The sequence below is a fragment of the Photorhabdus sp. RM323S genome, from assembly GCF_042879375.1.
Taxonomy (GTDB): domain Bacteria; phylum Pseudomonadota; class Gammaproteobacteria; order Enterobacterales; family Enterobacteriaceae; genus Photorhabdus; species Photorhabdus tasmaniensis.
On the sequence record NZ_JBHFKZ010000015.1, the window covers coordinates 20,837 to 42,163 of the forward strand.

Annotated in this window: 16 protein-coding genes and 1 pseudogene; all 17 read left to right on the forward strand. The window is 43.8% G+C overall.

What is annotated here, in order from left to right:
- Positions 1-160: 160 nt before the first annotated feature.
- The 17 genes and pseudogenes from ACGF7G_RS08990 (at position 161) to ACGF7G_RS09070 (ending at position 21,326) form a co-directional block, all read left to right on the forward strand.
- Complete coding sequence (locus tag ACGF7G_RS08990) at positions 161-727, forward strand: RBBP9/YdeN family alpha/beta hydrolase (RefSeq protein ID WP_387464863.1); 567 nt, start codon at positions 161-163, stop codon at positions 725-727.
- 399 nt (positions 728-1,126) lie between these two features.
- Positions 1,127-2,154, forward strand: a pseudogene (locus ACGF7G_RS08995) (IS30 family transposase).
- A gap of 1,757 nt (positions 2,155-3,911) precedes the next feature.
- The gene (ilvI, locus tag ACGF7G_RS09000; protein ID WP_387464865.1) at positions 3,912-5,639 is read left to right on the forward strand and encodes an acetolactate synthase 3 large subunit; all 1,728 of its coding nucleotides are present in this window, start codon (positions 3,912-3,914) and stop codon (positions 5,637-5,639) included.
- A 2-nt stretch (positions 5,640-5,641) separates the two neighbouring features.
- Positions 5,642-6,133: an acetolactate synthase small subunit gene (gene ilvN, locus ACGF7G_RS09005; RefSeq protein ID WP_387464933.1), complete on the forward strand. Its 492-nt coding sequence runs from the start codon at positions 5,642-5,644 to the stop codon at positions 6,131-6,133.
- 88 nt (positions 6,134-6,221) lie between these two features.
- Entirely contained in the window at positions 6,222-7,226 is a 1,005-nt protein-coding gene (gene cra / locus ACGF7G_RS09010; RefSeq protein ID WP_387464866.1) for a catabolite repressor/activator, read from the forward strand.
- Positions 7,227-7,854: 628 nt separating this feature from the next.
- A complete protein-coding gene (mraZ, locus tag ACGF7G_RS09015) occupies positions 7,855-8,313 on the forward strand; it encodes a division/cell wall cluster transcriptional repressor MraZ (protein ID WP_133814832.1) in 459 nt (152 codons plus the stop codon).
- Between the two features lie 2 nt (positions 8,314-8,315).
- A complete protein-coding gene (rsmH, locus tag ACGF7G_RS09020; RefSeq protein WP_387464868.1) occupies positions 8,316-9,260 on the forward strand; it encodes a 16S rRNA (cytosine(1402)-N(4))-methyltransferase RsmH in 945 nt (314 codons plus the stop codon).
- Positions 9,257-9,577 carry a cell division protein FtsL gene (ftsL, locus tag ACGF7G_RS09025; RefSeq protein ID WP_387464934.1) on the forward strand — a complete coding sequence of 107 codons (321 nt, stop codon included), beginning with the start codon at positions 9,257-9,259 and terminating at the stop codon, positions 9,575-9,577. Before rsmH ends, ftsL begins: the two co-directional genes overlap by 4 nt.
- 27 nt (positions 9,578-9,604) lie before the next feature.
- Positions 9,605-11,371 (forward strand): peptidoglycan glycosyltransferase FtsI, encoded by a 1,767-nt coding sequence (locus ACGF7G_RS09030; RefSeq protein WP_387464870.1) that lies wholly within the window; start codon positions 9,605-9,607, stop codon positions 11,369-11,371.
- Positions 11,358-12,845: a UDP-N-acetylmuramoyl-L-alanyl-D-glutamate--2,6-diaminopimelate ligase gene (gene murE / locus ACGF7G_RS09035; RefSeq protein ID WP_387464871.1), complete on the forward strand. Its 1,488-nt coding sequence runs from the start codon at positions 11,358-11,360 to the stop codon at positions 12,843-12,845. The genes ACGF7G_RS09030 and murE overlap by 14 nt, the downstream gene beginning before the upstream one ends.
- The gene (gene murF, locus ACGF7G_RS09040; protein WP_387464873.1) at positions 12,842-14,221 is read left to right on the forward strand and encodes a UDP-N-acetylmuramoyl-tripeptide--D-alanyl-D-alanine ligase; all 1,380 of its coding nucleotides are present in this window, start codon (positions 12,842-12,844) and stop codon (positions 14,219-14,221) included. The genes murE and murF overlap by 4 nt, the downstream gene beginning before the upstream one ends.
- Positions 14,215-15,297: a phospho-N-acetylmuramoyl-pentapeptide-transferase gene (gene mraY / locus ACGF7G_RS09045; RefSeq protein ID WP_387464875.1), complete on the forward strand. Its 1,083-nt coding sequence runs from the start codon at positions 14,215-14,217 to the stop codon at positions 15,295-15,297. The genes murF and mraY overlap by 7 nt, the downstream gene beginning before the upstream one ends.
- A gap of 2 nt (positions 15,298-15,299) precedes the next feature.
- Positions 15,300-16,610 (forward strand): UDP-N-acetylmuramoyl-L-alanine--D-glutamate ligase, encoded by a 1,311-nt coding sequence (gene murD, locus ACGF7G_RS09050; RefSeq protein WP_387464876.1) that lies wholly within the window; start codon positions 15,300-15,302, stop codon positions 16,608-16,610.
- Positions 16,610-17,803 (forward strand): cell division protein FtsW, encoded by a 1,194-nt coding sequence (gene ftsW, locus ACGF7G_RS09055; RefSeq protein ID WP_387464878.1) that lies wholly within the window; start codon positions 16,610-16,612, stop codon positions 17,801-17,803. The genes murD and ftsW overlap by 1 nt, the downstream gene beginning before the upstream one ends.
- Complete coding sequence (murG, locus tag ACGF7G_RS09060) at positions 17,800-18,882, forward strand: undecaprenyldiphospho-muramoylpentapeptide beta-N-acetylglucosaminyltransferase (RefSeq protein ID WP_387464880.1); 1,083 nt, start codon at positions 17,800-17,802, stop codon at positions 18,880-18,882. The genes ftsW and murG overlap by 4 nt, the downstream gene beginning before the upstream one ends.
- Positions 18,883-18,937: 55 nt before the next feature.
- The gene (murC, locus tag ACGF7G_RS09065) at positions 18,938-20,413 is read left to right on the forward strand and encodes a UDP-N-acetylmuramate--L-alanine ligase (RefSeq protein WP_387464935.1); all 1,476 of its coding nucleotides are present in this window, start codon (positions 18,938-18,940) and stop codon (positions 20,411-20,413) included.
- On the forward strand, positions 20,406-21,326 hold the full coding sequence (locus tag ACGF7G_RS09070; protein WP_133814821.1) for a D-alanine--D-alanine ligase: 921 nt from the start codon (positions 20,406-20,408) through the stop codon (positions 21,324-21,326). The genes murC and ACGF7G_RS09070 overlap by 8 nt, the downstream gene beginning before the upstream one ends.
- Position 21,327: the final 1 nt, after the last annotated feature.

Sequence of the window (21,327 nt, forward strand, 5' to 3'; positions counted from 1 at the left end):
TGCCTAGAATAGAGCACTTGTTATTTAATAGGTTAGAGCAAGGTATAATTATCTGACTTTAAACGACATGACGAAAAAGATAGTTATAAAAATTAAATGATAGTATTTTATACTTGTGCGCATAGTAAATAAGACACGTTTTGTATAATGAGGTAAATTGATGAATTTTGATAATGTAGTTATTGTTCATGGCCTTATGGCGACTCCTGATCATCATTGGTTTCCTTGGCTTAAAGGTCAATATGAACGGTTAAATGCCCATGTAATTGTGCCGGATATGCCTGAATCTCACGCTCCTTCACCTCATTTATGGCAAGAAAAGTTGCAGGAGAGTGTACCTAATCCTAATGAAAAAACGCTTTTTATTGGGCATAGCTTGGGTTGTATTGCCACACTCCGTTATATTTCATCTTTACCTAATAATGTAAATATTGGGGGGATTGTATTAATTGCAGGATTTTACGAAAAATTATCGACTTTACCCGAATTAAGTATATTTACTGAGGGGAACTTGGATTTTCACCCGCTTATACACAGAATAAACCAACGAATAGTAATATTATCGCTTAATGATGAGATTGTACCTCCACAGTTTACATTAAATTTAAGTCAGCAGCTCCGGGCTGAATTGTATGGTTTCCCTAATGGTGGGCATTTCTTAGATAGCGACGGTTTTACTGTTTTTCCTAACTTAGAAAAGGCATTAAAAGACAATTCAATGTTATAAATAAATGTCTTGTTGTTTTGTAGATATGCCAAGTTTATTTATATTCATAACTTGGCTATTTAAATCAATATGGCTTATGACTAATAAAAACTCAACAACCACCGACTAAAGTCGGTGATTAATGAGATGATAACCGCATTGAATATATGACCGAAAAAATAATGACAATAAATTCAAATGATTACATCAAATTAACCTATTGAAAAACATACCAAGCTTGATATAATTTTTATCACAAAAATCAACAAATAATGTACAATTTTTTCAACAAGTTACATTTTTAGTTGTGATGGTTCCCACAAATAATTAACTATGGCGGATTCGACTAATAAGTGCAATTTTTCAGAAGGGCGGTCAGTTGCTATAGTAGGCATCTTTCTCGCCAAAGGAAAATGCACTATGGCCTATACACAACTGACCGAAACAGAAAGATATCAGGTTTCCAGCTTAAAAGAAGCGGGTTTTTCACCGCTTTTCATTGCTGAGTCACTTAAGCGAAGTCCGTCGACCATCAGCAGAGAATTCAAGAGGTCCAGACATACTGTCCTGAACAGGCTCATTTGAAGGGATTGGCACGTCGTCATTTTGCTAAGAAAGCCGTGAAAATAACGCCGGTAGTAAGAAAATGGATAAAACGGTTAATTTGGAAAGACTTAAGCCCTGAACAGGTGGTTGATTATTTGAAACAACATAAAGGGATATCTTTGCATCATGAGACGATTTATAGGCTGATTTATAAAGATAAAATAGAGGGGGGTGATTTATGGCAACATCTGCGAATTGCCAGAAAACCCTATCGCAAACGTTATGGTCGCTATGAAAGGAGAGGCAAAATTAAAAATCGGGTCAGTATTGATGAGCGCCCGGAAATTGTTGATAAAAAAGAACGTATTGGCGACTGGGAAGGAGATACGATAATAGGAAAAGATAAAAAAAGTGTCTTATTAACGTTGGTTGATCGCAAGACACTGTATACAATTATCGTTAAACTTGATAGCAAGCGGGCATCAGAAGTCGCAAAAGAGGCAGTGAAAGTATTATACCCGTTAAAACAAAAGGTTAAGACCATCACATTCGATAACGGTTTGGAGTTTGCAGATCATGAAATCATCAGTGAAAAGTTAGAAACCCAAATTGACTTTGCGCATCCTTATTCGCCTTGGGAAAGAGGGATCAATGAGAATATCAATGGGTTAATCAGACAATACTTTCCAAAGGGAACTGATTTTAATGAAGTCTCTGATCAGGAAATAAATTTTGTGGTAAATCGATTAAATAATCGCCCCCGAAAAACACGGGGTGGGAAAACGCCGAATGAATTATTTAAAGGAATACGAACCTGTTTACTTCCAGATGAACGATGTTGCACTTATCATGTGAACCCACCCTTTATTATTTTATTAAAAACATCCTTCGTTTATTTTTAGGACCCTCCAATTTTTTAATATTAAAAAACATATCAATCAACCAATTTGAAAAAAAATTTAGTTATTGGCAGATTTCATTTCAAATATACAAAATGTCGGCCCCGTTATTTTTAGGTTTTATTCTTATCTATTACTCAGTAAAACAAATTCTTATTTTAATATCAGTGCTTTATTTTATTTCGGCAGTCTTATATATTTTCGTTTCAGAACCATTGATTAATGTTAACCGCAAAAAAAACAAAATATCACTAATTAATTACTTTAATATAATGAAAGATAATAGAATATTGTTTTCATTTATTGTTATTTCCATTTTAACTTGTTTTGGCTATCTATCAGATGGTCTAATAGCTCTTAGCTTTATGAAGCGGGGATTAAATGGAAGCCATTATAGTTTTGCTATGTGTCTTTCAGGTATTTCAGGTGTTCTAATTGGTTTAGTATTTGGAAAGTCTAAGATTAACACATCGTTAAATATTATGTTATCTTCATTCTTTTTGTGGGGTTCGGGGTACAGGGCTAGAGCGCGAACGTTTTTTGAGCTTAAATTGTATGTAATGAAATCCATATGTGGATAAAAAACGCTCAATTTGGCCTTGTTCAAGCATTGGCAAGTGTTTTATTTGAGCGATTCGTTCAAAATAAAGCCTTTCATGCTCTCGCCCTGGTTCGGGGTATCTTTTAATAGGAATAACAAATCAATTTAACGATTTATTTTCTGATAAAATCAATTTGTTTTTTATATTTTTAGCAATGGTAATAATAGGAATAGGATCGTCTATGAATAATATTATTGTTACCATTTATATGCAGAAATTCGCAACTAATGATAACTCGGCTAAAATATTTGGCTTAACGTCAATTTCTGTTGGTTTTTCCATGTTTTTTGGCCCTTTGATAGGTTCCACAATATCTTATTTTTTTCCATAAGCATCGTTTTTTTTACAACATTTATAGGTATTTTTTTAACCATAATTGTGGTTGTTTTAATAAATCGTAAATCCACGTCATGATACAGTTTTACTGATGGCTAGTGGAGGGTGTATTTAGAGAAGATATTAAAAGACAATTTAATGTTATAAATAAATGTCTTGCTGTTTTGTAGATATGCCAAGTTTACTTATATTCATAACTTGGCTATTTTAATGAATATGGCGTATGACTAATAAGAAATAAATTCATTTTCACTGATTATTACATTTGGTTGTTGAATTATGAAAATGAATATTTATGTATTCAGGTAAATATTAAATGTATGGAGTTAGTCTTCCAAGGGAAAATAATCACTTCTATCTTATTCTCTAATTAAAATGAAGTAAATAGATTTTGCCTAAATGAATTATTCATAATAGTTATTCAGACACGATGAAATTATCATTAAATTATTTGAGGTATTCGTCCACACTTCCTTTATCAGATTTATGCTGTGGTGACTTAAACGATTTTGAAAACTGTTTTTTAGTTTTTTATCGTATATATACCGGATAATACCTATATATTGTCGTTCTTTTCAGGTATAGCCACTCATATTCTACTTACTTTTAGCTTCTTGATAGTAAGATAACGCTTACAGAAGGCATTTAGAACTGCCATAAAGTTGCTATTCTGCCTTTATTCGCATTGCTAACACCTGTTTCTAGCGTTATGTTAATTAACTCAGCATCAATATATCGCTGAGAGGCCATTCGCCTTACTAAAATAAAAGTGGAAGGAACTTCCGATTTATTAACTTGCAAACAGAGCCTGGAGGAAAACCTATGGAGATGTTATCAGGAGCTGAAATAGTCGTCCGATCGTTAATTGATCAGGGCGTTGAACATGTATTCGGTTATCCAGGCGGCGCAGTACTGGATATTTACGATGCCTTGCATACGGTTGGGGGAATTGAACATATCCTGGTACGCCATGAGCAGGGTGCGGTTCATATGGCTGACGGCTATGCTCGTTCCACGGGAAAGGTTGGTGTGGTATTGGTCACTTCCGGGCCGGGGGCGACCAATGCCATCACGGGCATTGCGACAGCTTATATGGATTCAATTCCAATGGTTGTATTGTCCGGTCAGGTAGCCAGTTCCCTGATTGGTAATGATGCATTCCAGGAATGTGACATGGTGGGGATCTCCCGCCCAATTGTGAAACACAGCTTTTTAGTGAAAAAAGCGGAAGATATTCCGAAAGTACTGAAAAAAGCCTTCTATTTGGCCGCCAGTGGTCGCCCGGGGCCGGTAGTCATTGATTTACCAAAAGATACGGTAAATCCGGCAGTAAAACACGCTTATGTTTATCCTGAGCAGATAAGTATGCGTTCTTATAATCCGACGGTGCAAGGGCATAAAGGGCAGATTAAACGGGCATTAAGAAAACTGTTGAATGCGAAGAAACCAATCATATATGTGGGCGGTGGGGCAATTAATGCGGATTGTTCAGCAGAATTGCTGGTATTGGCAGAAAAATTCAATATTCCGGTTGTAAGCTCCCTGATGGGGTTAGGCAGTTTTCCGGCAACTCACCAGCAAAGCCTGGGAATGCTCGGTATGCACGGTACATTTGAAGCTAACAAAGCAATGCATAATTCCGATGTGATTTTTGCTGTTGGTGTACGTTTTGATGATCGTACAACCAATAACTTGGCGAAATATTGTCCGGAAGCAACTGTTTTGCATATTGATATCGATCCAACATCAATTTCGAAAACGGTTGCCGCAGATATACCTATTGTTGGTGATGCTAAACAGGTGCTGCGGCAAATGTTGGAACTGTTGGAGACAGTGGAAGATACACAGGACCCGGATGCGCTGAAAGATTGGTGGTTATCTATTCAGCAATGGCGTAGCCGTAAATGTCTCAATTTTGATCGCAGTAGTGAAAAGATTAAACCGCAAGCGGCTATCGAGGTTCTCTATCGTCTGACTAAAGGTGAAGCTTATGTCACTTCAGATGTTGGACAACATCAGATGTTTGTTGCATTGCATTACCCATTTGACAAGCCAAGACGTTGGATCAGTTCCGGTGGTTTAGGGACGATGGGATTTGGCTTACCGGCTGCATTGGGGGTCAAACTGGTGAAACCGGAAGCAATGGTAGTCTGTGTTACGGGGGATGGTAGTATTCAGATGAATATTCAGGAATTGTCCACGGCGTTGCAATATGGGTTGCCGGTACTGGTTCTGAACTTGAATAACCGTTTCCTGGGGATGATAAAACAATGGCAAGACATGATTTATGCAGGCCGCCACTCTCAGTCCTATATGGAATCTTTGCCTGATTTTGTCAAACTGGCTGAGGCTTATGGTCATGTTGGCATTTCTATCCAGAGTTATGACGAGCTGGAAGGTAAATTGGCAGAAGCCTTGAAAGAGGTGACTGAAAATCAGCGGCTGGTATTTGTTGATGTCACAGTGGATGAAACTGAACACGTATATCCTATGCAGATCCGTGGAGGAGCAATGGATGAGATGTGGTTAAGCAAAACGGAGAGAACCTGATTATGCGCCGGATTTTATCTGTATTACTTGAAAACGAATCAGGGGCTTTGTCCCGTGTTGTTGGTCTGTTTTCTCAGCGTGGCTACAATATTGAAAGCTTAACTGTGGCACCAACTGACGATCCAACATTATCGCGGATGACAATTCAGACTAAGGGCGATGCCAGGGTACTTGAACAGATTGAAAAACAGTTGCACAAGCTGGTGGATGTACTACGAGTCAGCGAGTTGGTATCGGGTTCTCATGTAGAACGTGAGATTATGCTGGTGAAATTGCAGGCCAGTGGGTATGGACGAGAAGAGATTAAGCGCAGTACCGATATTTTCCGTGGGCAGATCGTGGATGTGACTTCTACCTTGTATACCGTACAACTGGTAGGAACCAGCGATAAACTGGATGCATTTCTGGATGCCGTTCGTGACGTTGCTGAAATTGCTGAAGTTGCTCGTTCCGGTATTGTTGGTGTATCTCGTGGGGATAAAATTATGCGATGAAAAATCGCAAACTGCGGGGCAATATACATACATTTATGAGGCTCTGCGATAAAGTAGGGCCTTTTTTGGTGTCTATGAAGGAGTTAATGTGAAACTGGATGAAATCGCCCGCCTTGCAGGTGTTTCACGCACAACGGCCAGTTATGTGATTAATGGTAAAGCCAAACAATACCGTGTCAGTGATAAAACGGTAGAAAAAGTGATGGCAGTGGTCAAAGAGCATAATTACCATCCTAATGCTGTGGCAGCCGGTCTCCGTGCAGGACGCACCCGTTCTATTGGTCTGGTTATCCCAGATTTAGAAAATACCAGCTATACCCGCATTGCGAATTATCTTGAACGCAAGGCTCGTCAGCGTGGTTATCAATTATTGATAGCCTGTTCTGAAGATCAGCCTGATAATGAAATGCGCTGCGTTGAGCACTTGTTACAACGGCAGGTAGACGCAATTATTGTTTCTACCGCATTACCGCCGGAGCATCCTTTTTATCAGCGCTGGGCAAACCGCTCTTTACCTATTGTTGCGCTTGATCGTGCATTAGAAAATGAACATTTTATCAGCGTAGTGGGCGATGACTTTGAAGATGCCAAAATGTTGGCACAAGAGTTTCGTCAATTTCCTGCTGAATCTGTGCTGTATCTCGGCGCATTACCCGAACTGTCAGTCAGTTTTCTGCGTGAACAGGGATTTCGTGAAGCATGGAAAGATGATCCTCGTAAGGTTATGTACCTTTACTCAAACAGTTATGAGCGTGATACCGCGGCTGAAGTGTTTGCCAAGTGGTTGGAAACTCACCCAATGCCACAGGCGTTATTCACTACCTCTTTTGCTCTGTTACAGGGAGTCATGGATGTTACGCTTAAACACAGTGGCCGGTTACCCAATCAATTGGTCATTGCGACTTTTGGTGATCATGAATTATTGGATTTCCTCGAGTGTCCGGTGCTTTCTGTAGCGCAGCGTCATCGTGAAGTGGCAGAACGGGTATTGGAACTAGTATTGGCGAGTCTGGATGAAAAGCAGAAGCCAGAACCCGGTATCACACGGATACACCGTGACTTATGCCGGCGAGGAAGTTTGAGTCGGAAATGATGATAAAAGCGCCTCATTAATTCTTTGATGGGGCGCTTTTGCTACCAGATTTGTAAAAAAATATACAAGGGCAACTTTAAGACAATGTTTATTTGAGTGTTTCAGCGTCCTCAAATGCAATTTCGTTCATACATAAATTATTTAGTAGAAGGAAGGGCAGGTAGCAACGTCTTTTCAGATTGGTGTTTATCTATTTTCTACTTTATTTTTACTACTATTTATACATTAAATTGATTTTAATAATATTTATCGTACGGTATTTTTATTGCCAATTGGTTTTAACGTTGAATGCATCAAATGAAATGACAAATATTGCTGTACAGTTGTCAAACAGTAATGAAATGTAAATTATGTAAATAAATTAATAACACAATTATTTTTTCATTATTTTATCGTCAACCTTTATTCTCCTTTGCTTGTAAAATTATTCAAAATTATCATAGCTTTAATTATTATTGATATTGCTAAATTTAATAGTTATCCCCCTTAACTGCCAAAATTCTTCTACAAAATATAGCTAAAGCGCATCGGCTCTGGCTTGACAAGGTTTTCGTCCCATCCGTAAACTCCTTATTGTGGGGATTAGTGGGATAAAGTGGTAATTTTTGATCGCCTAAGGCAACTTGAGATGTTTCGTGGAGCAACGTTGGTTAATCTCGATAGCAAGGGACGGCTCGCCGTACCTACCCGATACCGGGTTATGCTAAACGAGGAATCACAAGGGCAAATGGTTTGTACCATTGACCTCCATCAGCCATGCCTGTTGCTTTATACACTACCTGAATGGGAAATTATTGAAGAAAAGCTCTCCCGCTTATCCAGCATGAATCCGGCGGAGCGCCGGGTACAACGTTTGCTCTTAGGTCATGCCAGTGAATGCCAAATGGATAGTGCAGGACGTCTTTTGTTAGCTAATACACTGCGCCAGCACGCAGGGCTAGCCAAAGAGGTCATGCTGGTTGGTCAGTTCAACAAATTTGAACTGTGGAATGAGCAGACTTGGTATCAACAGGTTAAGGATGACATTGCGACTGAGCGATCTACTCAGGAACCTTTATCAGTACGGCTACAGGACTTATCACTATAAACATGGCAAACAGTCATTTTAAACATACCAGTGTATTGCTGGATGAAGCAGTCAATGGACTGAATATTCGTGAAAATGGAATCTATATTGATGGCACATTTGGCCGTGGTGGGCATTCGCGTCTGATTTTGTCGCAACTGGGGGCAGCAGGTCGTTTAATTGCAATTGATCGTGATCCGCAGGCAATTGAAGCGGCAAAAGCGATCACAGATCCGCGTTTTTCAATAATACATGGCCCGTTTTCTGCTTTGGCTCACCATGTGGAAGAGGTCGGGCTGACCGGCAAAATCAATGGTGTATTACTGGATTTAGGTGTTTCTTCACCTCAACTGGATGACCCGGAGCGTGGTTTTTCTTTTATGCGTGACGGGCCACTGGATATGCGGATGGATCCGACTCGCGGGCAATCAGCAGCCGAATGGCTAATGAAAGCAGAAGCGGATGATATTGCATGGGTGTTGAAAACGTTTGGTGAAGAACGTTTCGCTAAACGTATTGCCAGAGCCATTGTTACACGTAATCAGGAAGAGCCAATTACCCGGACAAAAGCGCTGGCCGATTTGATTGCTCAGGCCAGTCCGGTGAAAGAGAAGCATAAGCATCCTGCGACAAGGAGCTTCCAGGCTATCAGGATTTATATCAACAGTGAGCTGGAAGAGATTGAGCAGGCGCTGGATGGTGCATTACAGGCGCTTGCACCACAAGGGCGGCTTTCAGTTATCAGTTTTCATTCACTGGAAGATCGCATTGTTAAGCGCTTTATCCGCCATAACAGTCGTGGGCCACAAGTACCGGCAGGATTGCCACTGACAGAAGAGCAACTGAAAGCGCAAGGTGGCCGTAGCCTGAAATCTATCGGCAAGATGAAACCTTCGGAGGAAGAAGTGGCTGATAACCCACGGGCCCGTAGTTCTGTTCTACGTTTTGCTGAAAAAATTAGCGAATAATGGCAGGTGAACGTCATGGGTTAACCGGTATTATTGGCAGCGATTTGTTTAGGAATGCCAAAATACCGTTGTTGCTTCTAATAGTTGTTATGGTTTCAGCCATAAGTGTTGTTACTACGACACATGAAACCCGTTTGTTGACGGCTGAAAGAGAACATTTGGTATTGGAACGTGATGCGTTGGATATCGAGTGGCGTAATTTGATCCTTGAAGAAAACGCCCTTGGTGATCACAGCCGGGTTGAACGGATAGCCGTTGAAAAAATGCATATGCAGCATGTTAATCCTGCACAGGAAAACATTGTTGTTTCACAGTGAGTCAATTTGATGATTATAAGGTAAGCGATGAAAGCAGTACGCTTTGCGAAGTTGAAACGGCAAGAAGATAAAGCCAGTTTTGTTAGCTGGCGTTTTGCCTTGCTGTGTGGAGGTATTGCTCTTGCTTTAATTTGCTTGTTGCTGAGAGTGGCTTACTTGCAAGTCATCAATCCGGAGCAATTGGTTAAAGAAGGAGATTTGCGTTCCCTGCGCGTGCAGTCAATTCCGACTGCACGCGGGATGATTAGCGATCGTCTGGGGCGACCTCTGGCTGTCAGTGTTCCGGTAAATGCTGTCTGGGCAGATCCAAAAGAGGTATTTGAAAAAGGGGGAATTACTGATGATACCCGATGGAAAGCCTTGTCTGATGCGATTAATCTGCCGGTTGAACAACTCACCAGTAAAATTATTACTAATCCTAAAGGCCGCTTTGTTTATCTGGCGCGTCAGGTTAACCCATCAGTTGGTGATTATATTCATAAACTGAAATTGCCGGGAATTTATTTGCGGCAGGAATCCCGGCGTTATTACCCGTCAGGTCAGGTAACTGCCCATATTATTGGTGTGACTAACGTTGACGGTCAGGGCATTGAAGGTGTCGAAAAAAGTTTTGATCGCTGGCTGACTGGTCAGCCAGGTGAGCGGACGGTACGCAAAGATCGCTTTGGCCGTGTCATCGAAGATATTTCTTCTGTTGATAGTCTGGCGGCACACAATCTGGTATTGAGTATTGATGAACGTTTGCAGTCGCTGGTTTATCGCGAATTAACCAACGCAGTCGCCTTTAATAAAGCAGAATCCGGCACAGCGGTATTGGTGGATGTTAATACCGGCGAAGTATTGGCAATGGCGAACAGCCCATCTTATAACCCAAATAATCGCATCAATACGTCAAAGGAAGCGATGCGTAACCGTGCTATTACCGATATTTTCGAGCCAGCTTCAACAGTTAAACCTATGGTGGTCATGGCTGCGCTGAATGATGGTATTGTTAAAGAAAATACCGTTATTAATACAGTACCTTATAGGATCAGCGGCAAGGAAATCAGGGATGTGGGCCGTTATTCAGAATTATCTATCACGGGTATCTTACAGAAATCGAGTAATGTCGGTGTTTCCAGGCTAGCGTTAGCGATGCCTGCTACAGAGTTAGTGGATGTTTATTCACGCTTTGGGTTGGGAAAACCGACCAATCTGGGGTTGGTCGGAGAAAGTAGTGGCTTATACCCAATAAAAAAACAACGGTGGTCAGATCTTGATAGGGCCACCTTTTCTTACGGCTATGGGCTGATGGTAACACCGTTACAGTTAGCGCGGGTCTATGCAACGATTGGCAGCATGGGCGTTTATCGCCCCCTGTCGATAACCAAAGTTGATCCACCCGTGCCAGGCACAAGAGTATTTCCTGAGCCAATTATGCGCACGGTGGTTCATATGATGGAAAGTGTGGCTTTGCCCGGTGGCGGTGGAACATCGGCCGCGATAAAAGGTTATCGGATTGCAATCAAAACCGGCACTGCGAGGAAAGTCGGGGCGGATGGCAAATATGTTGATCGATATATCTCTTACACCGCAGGTGTTGCTCCTGCAAGTAATCCAAGATTTGCACTGGTTGTGATCATTAATGATCCACAAGCAGGTAAGTATTACGGCGGTGCGGTTTCTGCGCCGGTATTTGGTGCCATTATGGGCGGTGTTCTGCGCATCATGAATGTGGAGCCGGATGCTTTGGCAGCAGGTGATAAAAATGAATTTGTGGTTAATAAAAAAGAGGATACAGGTGGCAGATCGTAATCTACGCGATTTACTCGCGCCATTGGGTATTGATGCCCCAGAGTGCGCGTTACGCGAAATGACATTGGACAGCCGTAAATCGGCTGCCGGAGATCTGTTTGTTGCCATTGAAGGGCATCAGGCAGATGGTCGACACTACATTCCTCAGGCCATCGCACAAGGTGTTGCGGCGGTTATTGCAGAAGCCCAGGGCGAGGCTGATAACGGGACTGTGCAGGTTATGCACGGTGTTCCGGTTGTTTATGTGAGCGATTTGAATAATAAGTTATCACAATTAGCCGGTGAGTTTTATCGCCATCCTGGTAATAAATTGCGTCTGATTGGTGTCACTGGAACCAATGGAAAAACAACCACTACTCAATTAATTGCTCAGTGGAGTCACGGATTGGGTGAAACCAGTGCAGTAATGGGAACTGTTGGTAATGGATTACTGGGGCGAGTGGCACCGAGTGAAAATACCACCGGTTCAGCCGTTGATATTCAACTGGATCTGCAACAACTTGTTCGGCAAGGAGCGACCTTTGCGGCAATGGAGGTTTCTTCTCACGGGCTGATTCAGGGGCGGGTGGCCGCGCTGCCATTTGAGGCGGCGATATTTACCAATTTGAGCCGTGATCATCTTGATTACCACGGTGATATGGAGCACTACGAAGCAGCTAAGTGGTTGTTATTCGCTACTCACAATGTGAAACAGCAAATCATTAATGCTGATGATGATATTGGCCTGAAGTGGTTATCCCGTTTACCACAAGCAGTTGCTGTGACGATGGAAAACCGTCTGCCGGAAAACTGGCAGGGGCGTTGGTTGGCGGCTCGTGAAATAAAATATTACGGTAAAGGTGTCTCTATTACTTTCGAGTCCAGTTGGGGAGGCGGTACAATTGATAGTTCCCTGATGGGAGCATTTAACGTCAGCAACTTGTTGTTGGCACTTTCCACCTTATTAGCTTTGGACTATCCACTGGAAAAGCTGCTTGAAACTGCTTCCTGCCTGTCGCCGGTCTGTGGGCGGATGGAAGTATTCACTGCACCAGGCAAACCGGTGGTGGTTGTCGATTATGCTCATACACCTGATGCGCTGGAGAAAGCGTTGGCGGCTGCACGCTTGCATTGTAAAGGTAAACTTTGGTGCGTTTTTGGTTGTGGTGGCGATCGCGATAAAGGCAAACGTCCTCTGATGGGAGGTGTGGCAGAACAGTGGGCTGATTATGTGATTGTTACTGATGATAACCCGCGCAGTGAAGAGCCTCAGACAATTGTTGCTGACATTCTGACGGGTTTTATTGATCCGGGCCGCGCGATAGCGATTCATAGCCGTGTTGAAGCGGTAACCAGTGCCATTATGCAGGCAAGAGCAGATGATGTTGTATTGATTGCAGGTAAAGGCCATGAAGATTATCAATTGGTAGGTCATCGTCGCCTTGATTACTCAGATCGATTGACTGCTGCCCGGTTACTGGGGGTGATCGCATGATTTCCCTCACACTGCAACAACTAGTGCAAATCACTGATGGCACGCTGAAACAGGTTACCGAGCAGCAGGCCGCAGATATCTGTATCAGTGATGTTACTACTGACAGCCGTAAAGTTGGAAATGGCAGTCTGTTTATTGCATTAAAGGGTGAACGTTTTGATGCCCATGATTTTTCTGTTGATGCAGTAAAAGCGGGTACCAGTGCTTTGCTGGTCAGCCGTGTACTGGATGTTAATTGTCCGCAAGTTGTGGTCAAAGATACTCGTCTGGCTATGGGGCAATTGGCTGGTTGGGTTCGTCAACAGAGTAACGCCCGTGTCGTTGCGCTGACGGGGTCATCCGGTAAAACATCGGTGAAAGAGATGACCGCTGCGATTCTGCGTCAGTGCGGTAATACGCTCTATACTGCGGGCAACCTGAATAATGATATTGGCGTGCCGCTGACATTGTTCAGACTGACAGAACAACATGAGTTTGCTGTGATTGAATTAGGCGCAAGCCATATTGGTGAGATCGCCTATACCACGGAAATGACCCGACCAGAAACGGCACTGGTAAATAACCTATCTACTGCACACCTGGAAGATTTTGGTTCTCTGGCGGGTATTGCAAAAGCGAAAGGAGAAATTTTTGTCGGTCTTCCAGAAAATGGTACTGCCATTATCAATATGGAAAGTAATGACTGGGCGCACTGGCAACAAGCTATCGGTGACAAAACAGTACAGCGTTTTTCCATACAACAAGCATCAGACACTAATTTTTACGCGACAGATATTCAGGTCAAACAGCTAACGACTAACTTTTGTCTGCATACCCCAGTTGGCAGCACAGAAATCGCGTTGCCATTACCTGGAAAACATAATGTTGCCAATGCGTTAGCTGCTAGTGCGTTGGCAATTTCTGTTGGCGCAACGCTAAAAGATATCCGTCTTGGCTTATCCGAGCTGAAACCTGTACCAGGTCGGTTGTTTCCAATCAAACTGGCAGAAGGAAAATTGCTACTTGATGACACTTATAACGCCAATGTCGGTTCGATGACCGTTGCGGCTCAAGTATTATCACAGATGCCAGGTTACAAAGCGATGGTCGTTGGCGATATGGGCGCGTTGGGTGAACAATCAAAAGACTACCATCGTCAGGTTGGTGAAGCTATAGCTTCTGGTGGTATCGACAGCGTATTTAGTGTGGGTACATCAAGTGCTCATATTAGTGAAGCGAGTGGTTGTGGTCAGCATTTTGTGGATAAGACTGCGTTGGTTGCAGCATTGGTTCCACTATTACAACAACACAAAGTGATTTCAGTTTTAGTTAAAGGTTCGCGCAGTACTGCAATGGAAGATGTCGTCAGCGCATTACAGGAGAGCTTCACATGTTAGTTTGGCTGGCCGAATATCTGATCAAGTATCATACCGGCTTTAACGTCTTTTCTTACCTGACGTTTAGGGCTATCGTCAGCCTGCTGACTGCACTGGCTATCGCATTGTGGATGGGGCCGCGCTTAATCGCCTTCCTGCAAAAATTACAAATTGGGCAGGTTGTTCGCAATGATGGGCCGGAATCTCACTTTAGCAAACGTGGTACACCGACCATGGGTGGTCTGTTGATCCTGTTTTCAATCACGATTTCTGTACTGTTGTGGGCACGCCTGAATAACCCCTATGTCTGGTGTGTGCTGATTGTTCTGATTGGTTACGGTATCGTTGGTTTCGTGGATGATTACCGCAAAGTTGTGCGCAAAGATACTAAAGGGTTGATTGCCCGTTGGAAGTATTTCTGGCAGTCCGCTCTGGCATTGGCTGTGGCATTTGCGATGTACAGCGTCGGGAAAGATACCCCGGCAACACAATTAGTCGTGCCATTCTTTAAAGATGTGATGCCACAACTGGGTGTGCTTTACATTCTGTTGACCTACTTCGTGATTGTCGGAACCAGCAACGCGGTGAATCTAACTGACGGGTTGGATGGTTTGGCAATTATGCCAACCGTTTTTGTTGCGGCTGGTTTTGCCTTGGTGGCATGGGCAACCGGTAACGTCAATTTTGCCAACTATCTGCATATTCCTTACCTAAACCATGCTGGTGAACTGGTTATCGTCTGTACTGCGATTGTTGGCGCTGGATTAGGTTTCCTGTGGTTCAACACTTATCCGGCTCAGGTTTTCATGGGTGATGTGGGTTCTTTGGCACTAGGTGGTGCGCTTGGGACCATTGCGGTGTTGCTGCGTCAGGAATTTTTGCTGGTCATTATGGGTGGAGTATTCGTGGTAGAAACCCTGTCAGTCATCTTACAGGTAGGGTCTTTTAAACTGCGTGGACAGCGTATTTTCCGTATGGCACCTATTCACCATCATTATGAATTGAAAGGTTGGCCGGAACCGCGTGTTATCGTGCGTTTTTGGATTATTTCTCTGATATTAGTACTGATTGGCCTGGCAACATTGAAGGTACGTTAATCATGGCAAATTATTTGGGTAAAAAAGTCGTCATTATCGGTTTGGGGCTGACTGGCCTCTCCTGTGTTGACTTTTTTATGGCGCGAGGTGTGATCCCCCGTGTAATGGATACCCGTTCAGCACCACCTGGCGGAGATAAATTGCCTGATGATGTTGAGTGTCATAGTGGCAGTCTGAATGCTGGCTGGTTGATGGATGCTGATTTGATTGTTGCAAGCCCAGGGATTGCTCTGACAACAGTTGAGTTGCAGGCTGCGGCTAATGCAGGCATTGAAATTGTTGGTGATATCGAGTTGTTTTGTCGTGAAGCAACAGCACCGATAGTCGCAATTACAGGTTCTAATGGTAAAAGTACTGTCACCAACCTGGTTGGTGAAATGGCGAAAGCGGCTAATTGGCAGGTAGGGGTGGGCGGTAATATTGGCCTTCCTGCATTGGAATTATTGAAGAAATCCTGTCAGCTTTATGTCTTAGAACTTTCCAGCTTCCAGTTGGAAACCACATATAGCCTGAAAGCAGCGGCAGCCACTGTGCTTAATGTGACTGAGGATCATATGGACCGTTATCCGCAGGGGTTATCTCAGTACCGGGCAGCTAAATTGAGAATTTATCATCAGGCGAAGAGATGCGTGGTGAATGCTCAGGATCCTCTGACATTGCCTGAAATGGGTATGGATAACCGTTGTGTCAGCTTTGGTGTTGATTGTGGCGACTACCAGCTTGATAGTAAAAGTGTTCTTTTAAAAGTTCACAACCAATCACTACTGGCGACAAATGAAATCAAACTGACAGGGCGGCATAACTACGTAAATGGATTGGCTGCACTGGCATTAGCCGATACGGTTGGGATCCCCCGTAAAGCCAGTTTGGCGGCATTGAAAGTTTATCCGGGGCTTGACCATCGTTTCCAACTTGTCCATATGAAGAATGGGGTGCGCTGGATTAACGATTCTAAAGCGACCAATGTTGGCAGTACAGAAGCGGCGCTTAATGGTCTGAAGCTGGATGGCACGCTTTATTTGTTGTTGGGCGGCGATGGTAAATCGGCAGACTTTTCTCCGCTCAAGCCTTTCCTTAGTGGAAATAAAGTTCGGCTTTACTGCTTTGGCCGTGATGGGAAACGATTGGCGCAACTACATCCAGAAATGGCGACATTGACTGAAACGATGGAACAGGCGATACGTGATATTGCACCGCGATTGGTTGCTGGCGACATGGTGCTGTTATCTCCCGCTTGTGCAAGCCTTGATCAGTTTCGTAATTTTGAACAGCGCGGTCATGAGTTTGCCCGTTTGGCAGAGGAGTTGGGCTGATGTCTATTCCGGGGTTCAGTAGATTAAAAGACTGGGTTATTGGTGGTCGTGAAACTGATGTCACCAATATGGTGTTGTACGATCGCACACTGGTTTGGCTGACTCTCGGATTGGGGATTATCGGCTTTGTCATGGTGACTTCGGCGTCAATGCCGGTTGGGCAGCGTCTTGCAGAAGATCCTTTTCTGTTTGCCAAACGTGATGCGATTTATCTATTGCTGGCTTTCGGATTGTCATTAATCACACTGCGTATTCCGATGGATTTCTGGCAACGCTATAGTAACCTGATGCTGCTTATTTCCGTTATTCTGCTGCTGGTTGTGCTGGTGGTAGGAAGCTCAGTAAACGGTGCATCACGTTGGATTGCGTTGGGGCCTTTGAGAATTCAGCCTGCTGAATTATCGAAACTTTCTTTGTTTTGTTATCTCGCCAGTTATTTGGTGCGCAAAGTAGAAGAAGTACGGAATAACTTCTGGGGATTCTGTAAGCCAATGGGAGTGATGGTCGTGTTGGCTGTACTACTTCTGGCCCAGCCTGACTTGGGAACTGTGGTTGTGCTGTTTGTAACAACATTAGCCATGTTATTTCTGGCGGGAGCAAAACTATGGCAATTTCTGGCGATTATTGGTTCAGGGGTATTTGCGGTAGTTTTGCTGATTATTGCTGAACCTTACCGTATACGCCGTGTCACTTCTTTTCTGGATCCCTGGGAAGATCCGTATGGCAAAGGTTATCAGTTAACGCAATCTTTGATGGCTTTTGGTCGAGGGGAGTTTTTAGGGCAAGGGTTAGGGAATTCAGTTCAGAAGCTGGAATATCTGCCGGAAGCACATACTGACTTTATTTTCTCTGTTTTGGCAGAAGAATTGGGTTACGTAGGTGTGGTTTTGGTGTTGTTAATGATATTCTTCGTCGCTTTTCGCGCGATGACTATAGGTCGTCGCGCATTGCAGATAGATCAGCGTTTTTCCGGTTTTCTGGCTTGTTCGGTTGGTATCTGGTTCAGTTTTCAAGCTCTGGTTAACGTTGGAGCAGCTGCGGGTATGCTGCCGACTAAAGGGTTGACTTTACCTCTGATTAGTTACGGTGGCTCAAGTTTGCTGATTATGTCAACAGCTATCGTATTGCTATTAAGAATTGATTTTGAAACACGCCTGGCAAAAGCACAGGCGTTTGTAAGGAGTCCACGATGAGTGGAAAAACCCGACGTTTAATGGTGATGGCAGGTGGAACCGGAGGGCATGTCTTTCCAGGCCTGGCTGTGGCACATCATTTAAAAGACCAGGGCTGGGAAGTTCGCTGGCTGGGAACAGCAGATCGCATGGAAGCCGATTTAGTGCCAAAACATGGCATTGAGATTGAATTTATTCAGATTTCTGGCCTGCGAGGTAAAGGGCTCAAAGCACTGTTAGTCGCTCCGGCACGAATTTTCAAAGCGATCCATCAGGCAAAGGTGATTATGCGTCGCTATCAACCAGATGTTGTGCTCGGAATGGGAGGATATGTTTCTGGTCCGGGTGGCATTGCTGCGTGGATGTGTGGTGTTCCGGTTGTCCTGCATGAACAGAATGGCATTGCCGGGTTGACAAACCAGTGGTTGGCGAAAATCGCGACAACGGTTTTACAGGCATTTCCCGGGGCGTTCCCAAAAGCGCCTGTTGTTGGGAACCCTGTTCGCGAAGATGTGCTGGCATTACCCACACCTGAGCAACGTTTGGCAGAGCGTGAAGGCCCAATTCGGATTTTGGTTGTTGGTGGCAGTCAGGGGGCGAGAATTCTGAACCAGACAATGCCTGAAATTGCTGCCCGTATGGGTGATAAAATTACGGTTTGGCATCAGACAGGTAAAGGGGCTGAAGAAAATGTCCGGAATGCCTATAACAATAATTCCCATCACAACTCAGTTAAATGCGAACATAAGATTACTGAATTTATTGATGATATGGCGCAAGCTTATGCTTGGGCTGATCTGGTGATTTGCCGTTCTGGCGCGTTGACGGTCAGCGAAATGGCAGCGGCTGGATTACCTGGAATTTTTGTCCCATTTCAGCATAAAGATCGCCAGCAATACTGGAATGCGTTACCGCTGGAAAAGGCTGGCGCGGCAAAAATACTGGAGCAACCTCAATTTACGGTTGATGCAGTAATCGAATTATTAATTCAGTGGCAGCGTCCACAATTGTTGAAAATGGCAGAGAAAGCCCGTTCAGCAGCAATTGTTGATGCAACTGAGCGAGTATCGGCGGCATTGAGCAATGCAGCGAAAAAATAATTCCGATCGTCTTAAACAGGACGATGAAGTAAACCTATATAGTGAAGAAAAAAACGTGAATACACAACAATTGGCGAAATTAAGAGCTTTCGTGCCTGAGATGAGAAAAGTCAGGCATATCCACTTTGTCGGCATTGGTGGTGCTGGCATGGGGGGGATCGCCGAAGTGTTAGCTAATGAAGGTTATCAGATTAGTGGATCTGATTTGGCACCAAATCCGGTAACTCGGCAACTCACTAAACTGGGCGCTCAGATTTACTTTAACCATCGTCCTGAAAATGTACTGGATGCCAGTGTTGTTGTGGCTTCAACCGCAATACAGGTGGATAACCCGGAAATTATCGCTGCGCGTGAAGCCCGAATCCCGGTCATTCGCAGAGCGGAGATGCTGGCAGAACTAATGCGTTACCGTCATGGTATTGCTATTGCCGGCACTCATGGCAAAACAACAACAACAGCGATGATTTCCAGCATCTATGCACAGGCTGGCTTAGATCCCACTTTTGTTAATGGTGGTTTAGTTAAAGCCGCAGGAACACACGCCCGTCTTGGCAGCAGCCGTTATTTAATTGCGGAAGCTGATGAAAGTGATGCTTCTTTCCTGCATTTACAGCCGATGGTGGCGGTAATTACCAATATCGAAGCGGACCATATGGATACCTATCATGGTGACTTTGAAAACCTGAAACAGACATTTATTAACTTCCTGCATAACCTGCCTTTCTACGGGCGTGCGGTGATGTGTATTGATGATCCGGTTGTCAAAGAGTTAATCCCTCGCGTGGGACGCTATATCACGACTTATGGCTTTAGTGAGGAAGCAGACGTACGTATTACTCATTATGAGCAAAAAGGTGCACAGGGGTATTTTACTGTCAGTCGTCAAGATATGGCTGATCTGAAAGTCGTATTGAACGCACCGGGCCGCCATAATGCGCTGAATGCAGCGGCAGCAGTTGCTGTTGCGACTGAGGAAGGCATTGCTGGCAACCATATTCTGGCTGCGTTGGCAGGTTTTCAAGGAACCGGGCGTCGTTTTGATTTTCTGGGGAATTTCTCTCTGGAACATGTTAACGGCAAAGAAGGCAGTGCAATGCTGGTTGATGATTATGGTCATCATCCAACGGAAGTGGATGCAACCGTTAAAGCTGCCCGTGCTGGCTGGCCGGATAAACGTATTGTGATGGTATTTCAGCCTCATCGTTATACCCGGACTCGTGATCTGTATGACGACTTTGCCAATGTATTGAATCAGGTAGATGTATTACTGATGCTGGATGTTTACTCTGCTGGCGAAGCCGTTATTCCAGGGGCCGATAGCCGTTCGTTGTGCCGTACAATCCGTAGCCGCGGTAAGTTGGATCCCATTCTGGTATCTGATCCGGAAAAGGTGACTGCTGTGTTGGCACAAGTACTGGACGGTAATGATTTAGTTCTGGTTCAGGGCGCCGGAAATATAGGCAAAATAGCGCGTAATCTGGCTGAAACAAAATTACAACCATCTTTGGATGAGGAAAAACACAATGGCTGAGAAAGTCGCGGTACTGTTGGGAGGAACTTCCGCTGAACGTGAAGTTTCACTGTTATCGGGACAAGCCGTGCTGGCTGGATTGAAAGAAGCAGGTATTAATGCACATCCGGTTGATACAAAGGATTTTCCTGTAACTCAGTTGAAAGAGGCGGGATTTGAAAAAGTCTTTATCGCGCTTCATGGGCGTGGTGGGGAAGATGGTACTTTGCAAGGTGTCTTAGAATTTTTGCAGCTGCCTTATACCGGTAGTGGCGTGATGGCTTCTGCATTGTCGATGGATAAATTACGGACAAAACAGTTATGGCAAGGGATCGGGCTAACTGTTTCACCTTATGTTCCAATTAATTCTAAGCAATTTGAACAATTTACTGATTTGCAACTCAAAGAGTATGTGGCCGATTTAGGTTTGCCATTAATTGTTAAGCCAAGCCTGGAGGGTTCCAGTGTTGGAATGACTAAAGTGAATGAGATTTCAGAGTTACGTGGTGCTCTGGAAACGGCATTTCATTTTGACACTGACTTACTGGTAGAAAAATGGCTGTACGGCCCGGAATACACAGTAGCTATCCTCGGTGATACGGCTTTACCTTCTATTCGTATTCAACCCGCTGCTGTTTTTTATGACTATGATGCAAAATATCTGTCTGAAGAAACAAAGTATTTTTGTCCAAGTGGCTTAAGTGATGAAAAAGAGCAACAACTGACAGAAATAGCACTTAAAGCTTATAAATCAGTTGGATGCAGCGGTTGGGGACGGGTGGATGTCATGATGGATACTGATGGCGGTTTCTATCTGCTGGAAGTGAATACCTCTCCAGGGATGACCAGTCACAGCTTAGTGCCGATAGCAGCGCGTCAGGCTGGATTAAGTTTTTCACAGTTGGTGGTAAAGATTTTGGAGTTGGCTGATTGAT